This window comes from Thiocystis violascens DSM 198 (assembly GCF_000227745.2).
In the GTDB taxonomy this organism is placed as follows: Bacteria; Pseudomonadota; Gammaproteobacteria; order Chromatiales; family Chromatiaceae; genus Chromatium; species Chromatium violascens.
The window spans coordinates 3,800,953-3,813,367 of the sequence record NC_018012.1; the positions used below are offsets into that span (position 1 = coordinate 3,800,953).

The following is a 12,415-nucleotide window of genomic DNA, read 5'->3' on the forward strand; positions in this document are numbered from 1 at the left end:
GTGGATGATTTCTACATGGCCACGGACGGGAAAGGCGGGTTCTGGTTCCGCGAGGTCGAGCACCAGGGCTTCAATTCGCGGCGCGATCTGTTTGGCGCGTTTGAACGCTGTGCGAGCGGGCAGGCCATGACGCGCGAAGAGGAATACGCCAACATGAACGCCGGGGTGCAATACTCCGTCCCCGCCGGGAACACCCGGAGGATTTCCCGCTCGTCCTGAATCCTGAGCTGGTTTCGGCGCGTGAAGCCATTCGTGGTTCGAGGGCCTCACCACGAACGGCTTCAGGAGACGACAGGCGGGTTCAGGGAGGGCGCGAACATCCGGAAGATTTCCCGTTCGTGAGGTGACCGTCAGCGCTCCCCGTTCGGATCAACCGCCGCCGCAAGCGCGGCGATCGCAGTCAATCCTGTGCAGACTGGCGTTCAGGGCGCCGGATTCGGCTGACTGGTATGGATCGACTCGATCTCGGCGATCACCGTCTCGTCGAGCACCAGATCGATACTGGCAAGATCGCTGTCCAACTGCTCCAGCGTGGTCGCCCCGATGATGTTAGAGGTGGTGAAGGGGCGACTGGTTACCCAGGCCAGGGCCATCTGGGCCGGATCCAGGCCGTGGCGGCGGGCCAGCGCCACATACTCGGCGGTCGCGCATTCGGCCTCGGGGTTGGAGTAACGGCTGAAGCGCTCGAACAGGGTGATGCGACCGGACGCCGGACGCTGCCCATGCAGATATTTGCCCGAGAGCACGCCAAAGGCCAGGGGCGAGTAGGCCAGCAGTCCGCATGCCTCGCGGAGCGCAATCTCCGCAAGCCCGATCTCGAAGGTGCGATTGAGCAGGCTGTAGGGATTCTGAATGCTGACCATGCGCGGCAGACCGTGCTGGTCGGCGAGCGCCAGGAAGCGCATCAGACCCCAGGGCGTCTCGTTGGACACGCCGATGTGGCGGATCTTGCCGGCCTTGATCAGATCGGTGAGCACCTCCAGCGTCTCCAGCAGCGGCACGCTTTGGTCATCGGCGGTGTGCGTGTAACCGAGCTTGCCGAAATAATTGGTCTCGCGATCCGGCCAGTGGAGTTGATAGAGATCGATCCAGTCGGTTTGCAGCCGTTGCAGGCTGGCATCCAGCGCGGTCTCGATATTGGCGCGGTCGAGCCGGTTGCGACCGCCGCGGAGATACGGCAGCCAATCCCCCGGCCCCGCGACCTTGCTGGCCAGCACGACCCGATCGCGGCAGCGGCGTGACTGGAGCCAGGTGCCGATATAGCGCTCGGTGAGCCCCTGGGTCTCGGCCAGCGGCGGCACCGGATACATCTCGGCCGTATCGATGAAATTGATCCCGGCGGCAAGGGCGCGATCCAGTTGGGCGTGGGCCTCCGCTTCGGTATTCTGCTGGCCGAAGGTCATGGTGCCGAGGCACAGCGCGCTGACCTGGATCCCCGAGTTGCCAAGTGGTCTGCGTTGCATGGCGATCTCCGTGAGGGTTGATTGATGTCGGGCGGATTCAGGCGTCCTTATTGTGGCGTCATCCGCCACCATAGGAGCCCGCTTGCGGGCGACAGCCAGCCGCTCTTGGGTCTGCCAAACACCCCATCGCCCAGAAGCAAATCCGCAAGTCGCCCGTAAGTGGGCTCCTACGTCAAAATGAGGATTGTAGCGTTTCGGCGCTGGCTCGCGTCGAGGTCGAGTGAAAATCTCGCGCGCATGGGTTAGAGTTCTCCGCTGACAAAACCACACTCAATCCTGATCCTGGCCGAGCCATCCGCGCCGAGCCACGACGACCCTGGGGGACACCACGATGGCTTCTGATCTGATCGCACCGTCCATTCTGTCGGCGGACTTCGCCCGGCTCGGCGAGGAAGTGGACAACGTCCTGGCCGCCGGCGCCGACATCGTCCATTTCGACGTCATGGACAATCATTACGTCCCGAACCTGACCATCGGTCCGCTGGTCTGCGAGGCGCTGCGCAAGCACGGGGTCACGGCACCCATCGACGTGCATCTGATGGTCAAGCCGGTGGATCGCATCATCCCCGATTTCGCCGCCGCGGGCGCGACCTATATCACCTTCCATCCGGAGGCGAGCGAGCACATCGACCGCACGCTGCAACTGATTCGCGGCGAGGGCTGCAAGTCCGGTCTGGTGTTCAATCCGGCGACGCCCCTGAGCTATCTGGATTACGTGATGGACAAGGTGGATATGATCCTGCTGATGTCGGTCAACCCCGGTTTCGGCGGTCAGAGTTTCATTCCGGCGACCTTCGAGAAGCTGCGTCAGGCGCGCCGGATGATCGACGCCTCCGGGTTCGACATCCGCCTGGAGATCGACGGCGGGGTAAAGGCGGACAACATCGCCGAGGTCAAGGCCGCTGGCGCCGATACCTTCGTGTCGGGCTCCGGAATTTTCGGCAAAGGCAAGGATTCCGACCCCCATCGCTACGACAGCATCATCCGCGAGATGCGCGCGGCGATGGCCGGTTAAACCGCGTCCGGCGCACCATGCGTCGTTTCGAGCGATCAGCCAGGTTGGCATGAATCGATCAGCGTCGGTGTCGACGCGGTTTAAGTGATTAAAGATGAAACGCTTAAACGGCGTCAGCACCGGCGTTTTCCGGTTCATGCGAGACCAGATCAATGCACAATCAGTGCATATCCCGCAAGGCGCCGTTTAATTTTTACCTGGAACGAGTCCCCGCATGTTGCAACCGAAGATGATCCTCTGTGACCTGGACGGAACGCTGGTCGACAGCGTTCCGGACCTGACCTTTTGCGTGGACGCCATGATGGAGCGGCTCGGACGCGCGCCGCGCGGCGAGGCGGCGGTGCGCACCTGGGTGGGCAACGGGGTCGAAAAGCTGGTGTGCCGGGCCTTGACCGGACAACTCGAAGGCGAGCCGGACGCCGCCGACTATTCGCTGGCCTATCCGCTCTTTCTCGAACTCTATGCCGAGAATACCTACACCCGCTCGATCCTCTATCCGGGGGTGCGCGAGGGTCTCGACTTCCTGGCGTCGGCTGGTTATCCGCTCGGTTGCGTGACCAACAAGGCCGCGCAGTTCACCGAACCGCTGCTGACCCATCTCGGGATTCGCGAGCGCTTCACGCTGGTCGTCAGCGGCGACAGCCTGCCGCGCAAGAAACCCGACCCCATGCCCCTGCTGCATGCCGCCGATCATTTCGGCGTCATGCCCGCCGAGGCCCTGATGATCGGCGACTCGGTCAGCGACGTGAAGGCGGCGCGGGCCGCCGGTTTCGGGATTATCTGCATGAGCTATGGCTATAACCATGGCGAGGATATCCGCGACTCCAACCCGGACGCGGTGATCGATTCGATGGTCGAACTCAAGGGATTGCTGGCTCCCTTGGCTTAAGTCGGAAAGCGAGTACCGCGCGATGCACATCCAGGCAAGACGAGCAATGATCGGGCGGCGATGGCGACGCCGAGACGCCTTCGCTAACCTTTGGCACTGACGTTTGCCTGGAGATTCCGATGACCCCCAAGACCTTTCGCGCCCTGGCCGATCAGGGCTACAACCGCATTCCGGTCGCCTGCGAGGTGCTGGCCGACCTCGATACCCCGCTGAGCGTCTATCTCAAGCTCGCCGGCGGACCCTATTCCTATCTGTTCGAGTCGGTGCAGGGCGGCGAAAAATGGGGCCGTTATTCGATCATCGGGTTGCCCTGCCGGACCCTGATCCGAATCGACGGACAGCGGATTCGCGTCGAGCGCGACGGCACGGTGATCGAGGAGGTCGAAACGGCCGATCCGCTCGGCTGGCTCGAAGCCTTCCAGCAACGCTTTCAGGTCGCCGAAGTTGAAGGGCTGCCGCGCTTCGTGGGCGGGCTCGTCGGTTATTTCGGCTACGACACCATCCGCTATATCGAGCCGCGTCTGGCCCTGTGTCCGAATCCGGATCAGTTGGGCACGCCGGATATCCTGCTGATGGTCTCGGACGAGGTGGTCGTGTTCGACAATCTCAGCGGGCGTCTCTACATCATCCTGCATCTCGATCCGACGGCCGGCGATACGCTGGAGGCGGGCGAGGCCCGGATCGCCGAACTCACCGAGCGCATGCGCCACGGCGCGCCGCGTCGCAACGGCGGGACAGCGCGCGAGGTTAGCGAGGCCGATTTCGTCTCCGGCTTCACCGAAGAGGGTTTCAAGCAGGCGGTCGCGCGCATCAAGGACTACATCCTCGAAGGCGACTGCATGCAGGTGGTGCTGTCGCAGCGACTCTCCATCCCCTTTCAGGCACCGCCGCTCGATCTGTACCGTGCGCTGCGCGGGCTCAATCCCTCACCCTATATGTACTTTCTGGATCTTGGCGACTTCCACATCGTCGGCTCCTCGCCCGAGATTCTGACCCGGCTGGAGGATGGCGTGGTCACGGTGCGACCCATCGCCGGCACTCGTCGCCGCGGCCACACCGAGGCCGAGGACCAGACGCTGGAGGCCGAGCTGCTGGCCGACCCCAAGGAGCTGGCCGAGCATCTGATGCTGATCGATCTGGGCCGCAACGATGCCGGGCGGGTCGCCGAGATCGGCAGCGTGCGCCTGACCGACAAGATGATCGTCGAGCGCTATTCGCACGTCATGCACATCGTCTCCAACGTGGTCGGCACGCTCCGGGAGGGCATGAGCGCGCTCGACGTGCTGCGTGCCACCTTTCCGGCCGGGACCGTCTCGGGCGCGCCCAAGATCCGCGCCATGGAGATCATCGACGAGCTGGAGCCGGTCAAGCGCGGCATCTACTCCGGCGCGGTCGGCTATCTCTCCTGGAACGGCAACATGGACACCGCCATCGCGATTCGTACCGCCGTCATCCAGGACGGCATGCTGCACATCCAGGCCGGCGCCGGCATCGTCGCCGACTCGGTGCCGGAAATGGAATGGCAGGAGACCATGAACAAGGGCCGCGCCATCTTTCGCGCCGTCACCGCCGCCGAGGTCGGGATCGATCGCTATGGCTGCGGGTTGAAGCGCGTCTGACGGCTCGGGCCAGGCGCCGCCGTACTCGCTTCCGAAGACCCGGTCATCTGGCGGTCATTCTCGCTTCCATCCCGGATCCGCCCGGTTCGGCGATGTCTCATCGACAGGCCGTGCCGGCGAAGGGCAGGGTCGCGGGCGTTACCCTGACATCGGTCGTCAGCGTCTGACGCTCGAACGAACGCGCGTTGAAGACAAGTTCCACGGCAAAGGCGCTCCATCCCCGCGTGGGCGGCGGGACGAAGCCGACATAGACCCCGTTTCCCAGGCTCGGGAGCAGGGTGCGCATCCAGGCCTCGCCGATCGTCTCCAGGCGAAAATCGCGGGCGAACGGATTCGTGGCCTGCACGAGATAGACCGCGTCCGGCGCATCCGCGGCGACGACCCGGATACTGCCGTCGTCCTCGAACGTCCAGGAGAAGCGGGGCGCCGGGGCGTCCCGCTCGACGTCGCGGATCCAGGCGAGCGAGTCAAAAGCGACATCCAGCAGACTCAACGTCTCCTCGCCCTGCCGATGGTCGGTATTGAACGTGTAGCGCAGTTGCTTCGGTTCGGGCAGGGCAGCGAAATAGAACTGCGAGGAATCGGACAGGAAGAACTGATCGCCCGCCGAATTGATCACCCGTTTCGGCATGGTGGGTAGTGCCCTTCTCTATATGATTTCACGAATGAGCTTTAACTGAGAGAGTGCTATTATAATGATGGACAAAATGCCAAATAGCTCCAATATGGTTCTCAAGCTTTTTTGAGAAAGAAAGTGCTTTTCGTACGAGCCTGGAAATACGTTGCCTGAGTGTGCAGTTGTATCGTTCGATATGATTTGTCTTTCCCGATTCCTTACCGACAGCGTAATGACGGAATTCTGGAAAAACGGATTGATAAGCTTCCCAAAAATCGGTGTAGAAATCGGCCAATTCTTGATAATCGCGTGGCAATGAATTCCATAATCCTTGCGCACCCTTAATGCCACGAGATCCGATATAAAGTCCGACAACATATCCAGAGTCACGATCTTTCGCGATCCAAACCCATTGTTTTTCATCTTTTTTCAAAACAAATGACCACAGTTCGTCGCACTCGACAACCAGTCGAAAATCAGACAACTTTGGCACGTTTAATTGGCGCGGAACGCCCTCGTATTTTTGATTGACATAGATTTGCAACCAGGATTCAGAGACATTTGCAACACGCGCGATACCAGCAAGCGCAATCCGTTCAAGAAGCAGTCGATCGATCAGCGATTTGGTCTCTTCAGAAATCGCTGAAACTAAGGGGTCAATCACGAATTGACGGCCACATTCCCGACAAAGATGGTTTTGCTTTCCGGTTGCATTAAATCCATTCTTCACGATCTTGGTGGTGTTGCAAGTTGGGCAGTGATTCATGTTTGAATAAATCCAGTCAGATTTTAGATCCTATAGATTGGGGCACTACCCGGCATGGTGTAGCGGTCGCGGTAGAAATAGGGGTCGATGATTTCCAGTAGCGATTGCGCCTCCGGAGACTGGGCCCGGCACGGCAGATCGAAGGCGACATAGTCGGCGATCGCCGGCGTGTAGAAACCCAACGCCTCCCACTGATGCGTGAATTGCCGAGACAGGTTCAGCAGGTCGCTCGATACCGGAACGACCGCCTTGACGCGCGGATCGACCGCCGCCGCCAGCCACGCGGTCCAACCCCGCTTGGAGCCTCCCAGGACGATGAAATCGTCGATCCGGACTCGGCGCCAGCGCAGCCAGGTCTGCACCGTATCCATCGCCCGCACGACCGCCTTGGTCATGGCGAAATGCACCGCCCACGCGGGATCGCCGGTGGTCAGAACCTTGTCCAGGCTGTACGCGAGGAGCGCATCCTCCGAGCGCGGTACATCGATCTCGTCGGTCAAATAAAGCGGCTGATTCGGGATCTGATTCACCATCGCCACCACCGACCCCGTGACCAGGGCCAGGGTACTCAAGAGTTCGCCGGTTTCCGTGTCCAGGGGACGACCGTTGCGGCCCCCATTGACGATGAGCAGAGCGGTCCGCGGACTCGAGGAATACCGCAAATTTGGCACCGTCACCTGGATCTCATGCGTCCAGAGGGGGCGATCCACCTCGGCGGCGGTGCGCCACTGTTGCGACGTCATCTGCAGGAAATAGGTTGTGTAGGCAAAGGTGCGATCAGTCTGGTAGAGGCGATAGCGGTAGGCGGGATCGGGCCGCGCCACATACTCATCCAATGCCGTCTCGGCCGCGACCTGAGCCGTGACCGTCAGCATCAACGCCATGCACCACCCGAGCGCGAGTGTGCCGCGTGCAAGTCGAATGCTCATGACTGTCCTCTTTAGGATTGATTCGCTTTAACTCAAGTATAGTTGCCCGTGCGTGCCGAGGCGGGATGTCCCGACGCTCCGCAGTCGTTGCGCAGCAGGGGCACTTACAACGCTAGCGAACTCCGATGGACGCCGATCCATCAAGGTGGCAACTTGGGGCTTCGATCACCGATCCGGCCAGTGTTCCGGGGGCGGGCGTCCCGCCCCCATGTCGCAGATTGCTTGATGGCGCCAAATGCTTGCAGATGCGTTGTCGTTGTCGATGATTCGACAACGACAACGAGCGATGGCCGAAACGATGATCGACGCCCAACTTAGTAACTGTCCACATAGGATTTCCCGATTTCCCGATTTCCCGATTTCCCGATTTCCCGATTTTCCGTTCGTCCTGAGCTTGTCGAAGGATGAACGGAAAATCGCGCTCCGAGGTTGACCTTGAATCCGTTCATGGTTCGACCCTTCGACGGGCTCAGGACTCACCACGAACGGATTCAAGGTCGCCACGCACAGAGTACAGTTCAAATCGGGAAACAGTTAATGGACAGTTTCTTAGAGGGTGTAGACAAAATCAAACCGTTGTGGTCAACCGCCGCAGCAGGATGCGCGCCTCCGCCAGCCAAACCCAGGTTTCGGAGACCGCTGGCAGACGGTCATGATGCATGATCAATCGACGGGCACGCTCATTCCACGCATGGGTGCGCTCGACAACCCAGCGCTTCGGCAGCGGAACGAAGCCGTCGGCGTTGGCGATCACCACTCGGTCAGGCGCCCCGTCCACGTGCCAGGAGCCAACGCTTTTGTTGGCTGGATGGCGCACGACTTCCACGCGGATCGCGTGGGTCTGCTCGGTGGTTTGGGCAAATTGACCGGCGTAGGCGCTATCGACAAACAGCGTGTTGATCTGGGGGTACTTGGCGGCCGCGTCAGCGACGGCGCCCGAGGCGGCATCGCGGTCCTGAAGATTGGCCGCGACCACGCTCACCGCCAACACGAACCCCAAGGTATCGACCACCAGGCTGCGCTTGCGCCCCTTGACCTGCTTGCCCGCATCAAAGCCGCTCGGTCCACCCTGCGGCGAGCCGCGGGTCGATTGCGCATCCAGCACCGCCGCCGTCGGCGCGATCTCACGCCCCTCGCGTTCGCGCCATTGCCCCCGCAGTCGATCATGCATCTGCTCAAACTTCCCAGCCGCACTCCAACGGCGAAACGTCTTGTAGACATTCTGCCAAGGCGCGAAATCGTGCGGCAGCATCCGCCACGCGCACCCCGTGCGCACCACGTAGCAACACGCCTCCAGGATGCTCCGGCGCGACACGCGGGGCGGTTGACCCCGCCCGCCCGGCATCTCAAAGAGAGCGGCGACCAAGTCCCACTCCGCATCGGTCAGACAACTTGGGTAGCTTTGGTCGGGGTCGTGGCGACGATGCGCATCCGTATACCCATACCGACGCGGCGTTGCGCGCGCTTGCGCCTCGAGACCACTCTCGCCCCGGAGGCGCGTGACGCCCGCCTCCCGCAAGGACTTGCGAATCGTGGCTTCATGAGCCTCGATTCCCGTCCGTGCCGCGAGTTCCCGGGCAATCTCTGACAGCGTGGAGGTCGGGCGATCCGTGACAATTTGACGCAATACCGCTTGCTCCGCCTCGTGAATCTTGGGGGGACGACCAGCTTTCGACATCAGCGCACACCAGCTCAGTTGTAGACTGGTATACAAATAGCAGCTCAATTATTTTTGTCTACACCCTCTTAGGTGATTTCCGGGAATGACTTTACCGATTTCCGTTCGTCCTGAGCGTGTCGAAGCCTGTCATGAGCTTGCCGAATGGGACGGGCGGAAATCGCACTCCGAGGCCGACATTGCATCCGTTCATGGTTCGACCCTTCGACGGGCTCAGGACTCATCACGAACGGATGCAATGTCACCACGAAAGTGGGTATGAGCTTTTCCGGAAATCACCTTAACAAGATCTGCGCCTTCACTGCCGCCGAGGTCGGGATCGATCGCTATGGCTGCGGGTTGAAGCGCGTCTGACTGATCAAAAGGGGAAATTCGATGCTCGCCGATCTGATTACCATTGACCTGCTCGAAGACCTGGCCGGCAAAAAGGTCTTCTGGCGGGGTGAAGCCTATTACTCCAATGCGGCCGTCCGGCGCGTGCGGATGATCGGCGACAAACTCACGGCCAAGGTCGAGGGCACCGAAACCTACCAGGTCGAGCTGTGGGATGACGATGGCGATCTCGCCTATGATTGCACCTGCCCGCACGCCGCCGAGGGCAATTTCTGCAAGCATTGCGTCGCGGTCGGGCTCGCGTGGCTGGCCGGAGCCGCGGATCTGCCGGAATCCGACGCCGGACCAAGGCCCGACCCTTGGCGGCTCATCCGGGACTATTTGGCGACCCAGCCGGCGGAAATTCTCATCGACCTCTTGCTGGAGATTGTCCAGCGCGACGATCGGCTCTACCAGTCGCTTCTGCTCAAGGCCGAGCGCAGTGGCGCCGGTAGCGATCAGGCCAAGATTTTCCGCCGGGCGATCAATGCCGCGACCCAGGTGAATGGCAGCGGGGCAGACGATTTTGCCGATGACCTTGGCACGGTGATCGATTCGCTGGATGAATTGCTCCAGCCCAACACGGCCGCACTGCTGGTTGATCTGACCGAATACGCGATCGAGCGCGCCGAGGCCGCCGCTCAGGAGATCGACGATGAGGAGGGGGAGGCGGTCGAGATCATGGATCGCTTGAACCGCTTGCATCTGGATGCCTGCGAGCTGGCCCGTCCGGATCCGGTCGAACTGGCAACGCGCCTGTTTCGGCTGGAAGCCCAGCTCTCATTCAACTATTGCAGCTTCGACCCGTTCACCTATCGCGAAGTGCTGGGCGAAACCGGTCTGCGGCGCTATCGGGAGCTGGTCGAAGCCGAGTGGCGCGAACTCGGTCCCCGGAGCAGCAAGAGCGCTTACGACGCCCATCGATTACGGATCACCCGCCTCATGGAGCGACTGGCCGAGGCCAGCGGCGATATCGAGGAACTGGTATCGATCCGCTCGCAAGATCTTACCTCCGCCTATCGCTATCTCGACATCGCCGAGCTTTGGGTCAAGGCCGGAGAGCCCGAGAAGGCGCTGGACTGGGCGGAACGCGGACTCAAGGCATTCCCCGAGCGACCGGATAACCGTCTGCGCGATTTTCTGGCCGTGGCCTATCTCGAACGCGGACGCCATGACGAGGCGCTGCAACTGACCTGGATCCAGTTCGAGGAACAGCCGGAACTTGCGCACTATCGGAAACTCCACGCGGTTGCCGACAAGCTCGGTCGCTGGACCGAACAGCGCGAGCGGGCGCTGGCCTGGCTGGACGAGACCATCGTCCGCGAGGCCGCCACGACGAACCGCTGGAAGACGACGCCATCGGTTCCCGATTATTCGCGGCGGCTTGAAATCGCCTTGTGGGAGAACGACCTGGACGCCGCTTGGATGACCGCCCAGCAAGGCGCTTCGGCTTCGCTCAGTGCCGGCACCTGCGACCGTCGTTTGCTGATCGCACTCGCCGACCAGATCGAAGCCTCGCGACCCGAGGACGCCATCGCGCTCTACCGGCGCGTCGTGCCGTCCATCGTCCAGCAGACCAATAACACGGCCTACGACGAGGCGATCAAGCTAATCCGCAAAATCGGCGGCTTGATGAAGACGCTGGATCGGACACGGCAATTCGCGGAGTACCTGGCCGAACTGCGGATTCAGTACAAGCCGAAGCGGAATTTCATCAAACTGCTCGACAGGATCTGAATCCTTTCTTTTGTGTCCTTTGCGGTTTCACCCGCCGGATTTCGGTTTGAACGTCTCGCCCTGCAGCACACCGGTCTCCCCCTCGCGACGGGCGATGATCACCGCCCCGCAGCTATCGCTGAAGACATTGACCGCGGTGCGCATCATGTCGAGGATGCGATCGACCGCGAGAATCAGCCCGATGCCCTCTAGCGGCAATCCGACCGCGGCCAGGATGATGGTGATGGCGACCAGACTCGCGGCCGGGATGCCGGCCACCCCGATCGAGGTCATGAGCGCCAGGATCACGATGACGAACTGCGAGGCAAACGACAGCTCGATTCCGTAAGCCTGCGCGATGAACAGGACCACCACGCACTCGTAAAGCGCGGTTCCGTCCATGTTGATGGTCGCGCCCAGCGGGATCACGAAGCTGGTGACCTTGTTCGAGACCCCGGCGTTCTTTTCCAGACACTCCATGGTGACCGGGACGGTGGCGGACGAGGAGGCGGTCGAGAAGGCGGTCAGCAGTGCCGCGCCCATGGCCTGAAAGTGGCGCATGGGACTGACCCCGCCGATGAAACGCAACAGCAGTGGCAGCACCAGAAACGTGTGGATGGCGAGCCCTAGCACCACGGTCAGGAAGAAGAGCGCCAGCGGACCAAGCGCCGCCAGACCCGTATCGGCCACGGTTCGGGCCACCAGCGCGAACACACCGATGGGGGCGAAGCGCATGACGAGATCGGTGATCTTCATCATGATCTCGAACATGCCCTGCCAAAAGTTGTACTGGGCCTCCGCGTAGACCGGCGCGACGCGGGTAAGAAAGAACCCGTAGAGCAGACCGAAGAAGATCAGGCCGAGCATTTCGCCGTTCGCCGCGGCGGACACCACGTTCGGGGGGATCATGCGCAGGAAGACATCCACCACGTCGCCGCCGTCCCGGCCGCTCAGTTGTTCCTGGAGTGCCGTGGCGTCCGCGCTGAATCCGAAGACCGCCTTCGGATCGCCGTCCACCACGCCCGGCTGGATCAGATTCACGAGAAACAGACCGACCAGCACGGCCAGCAGCGTGGTGGTGGCGTAATAGCCGATCGTCTTCGCACCCAGTCGCTTGAGATCGCTCGCCCCGCCGATCCCGGAAACCCCGACGATCATCGACGACAGGATCAGCGGCACGATCAGCATTTTGAGTGCGTTGAGAAACAATTGCCCGAGAAAATCGAGCGCGGAATAGAGACTGGCGCCGAAGAATCCAGCCTCGCGGCCGACCAAGAGTCCCGCGGTGACGGCGAGAACCAGGGCGATCAGGATTTGCCAGTGGAGTTTGAGCTTGCTTAGTGCCATGGGGT

The 12,415-nt window shown here is 61.5% G+C and carries 11 protein-coding genes; 5 read left to right on the plus strand and 6 right to left on the minus strand.

Annotated elements, in window-relative coordinates; all coding sequences use genetic code 11:
• Positions 1–219: a hypothetical protein gene (locus THIVI_RS16850; protein WP_157174491.1), complete on the plus strand. Its 219-nt coding sequence runs from the start codon at positions 1–3 to the stop codon at positions 217–219.
• Positions 220–422: 203 nt separating this feature from the next.
• Here the strand turns inward: THIVI_RS16850 and THIVI_RS16855 are convergent, their stop codons facing one another.
• Positions 423–1,463, minus strand: coding sequence for an NADP(H)-dependent aldo-keto reductase (locus THIVI_RS16855; protein WP_014779747.1), 1,041 nt, complete (start codon positions 1,461–1,463; stop codon positions 423–425).
• Between the two features lie 331 nt (positions 1,464–1,794).
• Between THIVI_RS16855 and rpe the strand changes: the two genes are divergently transcribed.
• The 3 genes from rpe to trpE all read left to right on the plus strand — a co-directional run bounded on the left by rpe (position 1,795) and on the right by trpE (position 4,986).
• Positions 1,795–2,478, plus strand: coding sequence for a ribulose-phosphate 3-epimerase (gene rpe, locus THIVI_RS16860; RefSeq protein ID WP_014779748.1), 684 nt, complete (start codon positions 1,795–1,797; stop codon positions 2,476–2,478).
• A 214-nt stretch (positions 2,479–2,692) separates the two neighbouring features.
• Positions 2,693–3,367 (plus strand): phosphoglycolate phosphatase, encoded by a 675-nt coding sequence (locus THIVI_RS16865; protein WP_014779749.1) that lies wholly within the window; start codon positions 2,693–2,695, stop codon positions 3,365–3,367.
• A 119-nt stretch (positions 3,368–3,486) separates the two neighbouring features.
• Positions 3,487–4,986: an anthranilate synthase component I gene (trpE, locus tag THIVI_RS16870; protein WP_014779750.1), complete on the plus strand. Its 1,500-nt coding sequence runs from the start codon at positions 3,487–3,489 to the stop codon at positions 4,984–4,986.
• A gap of 97 nt (positions 4,987–5,083) precedes the next feature.
• Here the strand turns inward: trpE and THIVI_RS16875 are convergent, their stop codons facing one another.
• From THIVI_RS16875 to THIVI_RS16885, 4 genes are all read right to left on the minus strand, one after another.
• On the minus strand, positions 5,084–5,617 hold the full coding sequence (locus THIVI_RS16875) for a PhoPQ-activated protein PqaA family protein (protein ID WP_052315052.1): 534 nt from the start codon (positions 5,615–5,617) through the stop codon (positions 5,084–5,086).
• Positions 5,618–5,645: 28 nt separating this feature from the next.
• Complete coding sequence (locus THIVI_RS23905) at positions 5,646–6,368, minus strand: IS1 family transposase (protein ID WP_014776653.1); 723 nt, start codon at positions 6,366–6,368, stop codon at positions 5,646–5,648.
• 23 nt (positions 6,369–6,391) lie between these two features.
• Positions 6,392–7,297 (minus strand): PhoPQ-activated protein PqaA family protein, encoded by a 906-nt coding sequence (locus THIVI_RS16880; protein WP_083845773.1) that lies wholly within the window; start codon positions 7,295–7,297, stop codon positions 6,392–6,394.
• Positions 7,298–7,865: 568 nt separating this feature from the next.
• Positions 7,866–8,975, minus strand: a complete 1,110-nt coding sequence (locus THIVI_RS16885) for an IS5 family transposase (protein WP_041447215.1) — start codon at positions 8,973–8,975, stop codon at positions 7,866–7,868.
• 375 nt (positions 8,976–9,350) lie between these two features.
• Between THIVI_RS16885 and THIVI_RS16890 the strand changes: the two genes are divergently transcribed.
• A complete protein-coding gene (locus tag THIVI_RS16890; protein ID WP_014779751.1) occupies positions 9,351–11,084 on the plus strand; it encodes an SWIM zinc finger family protein in 1,734 nt (577 codons plus the stop codon).
• A gap of 27 nt (positions 11,085–11,111) precedes the next feature.
• Here THIVI_RS16890 and THIVI_RS16895 read toward each other — a convergent pair whose 3' ends face one another.
• Positions 11,112–12,410 carry a dicarboxylate/amino acid:cation symporter gene (locus THIVI_RS16895; RefSeq protein ID WP_014779752.1) on the minus strand — a complete coding sequence of 433 codons (1,299 nt, stop codon included), beginning with the start codon at positions 12,408–12,410 and terminating at the stop codon, positions 11,112–11,114.
• Between the last annotated feature and the right edge of the window lie 5 nt (positions 12,411–12,415).

Coding starts and splice junctions, on each gene's coding strand:
- THIVI_RS16855 (WP_014779747.1), bottom strand. CDS start 1,463: ATGCAACGCAGACCACTTGGCAACTCGGGGATCCAGGTCAGCGCGCTG.
- rpe (WP_014779748.1), top strand. CDS start 1,795: ATGGCTTCTGATCTGATCGCACCGTCCATTCTGTCGGCGGACTTCGCC.
- THIVI_RS16865 (WP_014779749.1), top strand. CDS start 2,693: ATGTTGCAACCGAAGATGATCCTCTGTGACCTGGACGGAACGCTGGTC.
- trpE (WP_014779750.1), top strand. CDS start 3,487: ATGACCCCCAAGACCTTTCGCGCCCTGGCCGATCAGGGCTACAACCGC.
- THIVI_RS16875 (WP_052315052.1), bottom strand. CDS start 5,617: ATGCCGAAACGGGTGATCAATTCGGCGGGCGATCAGTTCTTCCTGTCC.
- THIVI_RS23905 (WP_014776653.1), bottom strand. CDS start 6,368: ATGAATCACTGCCCAACTTGCAACACCACCAAGATCGTGAAGAATGGA.
- THIVI_RS16880 (WP_083845773.1), bottom strand. CDS start 7,297: ATGAGCATTCGACTTGCACGCGGCACACTCGCGCTCGGGTGGTGCATG.
- THIVI_RS16885 (WP_041447215.1), bottom strand. CDS start 8,975: ATGTCGAAAGCTGGTCGTCCCCCCAAGATTCACGAGGCGGAGCAAGCG.
- THIVI_RS16890 (WP_014779751.1), top strand. CDS start 9,351: ATGCTCGCCGATCTGATTACCATTGACCTGCTCGAAGACCTGGCCGGC.
- THIVI_RS16895 (WP_014779752.1), bottom strand. CDS start 12,410: ATGGCACTAAGCAAGCTCAAACTCCACTGGCAAATCCTGATCGCCCTG.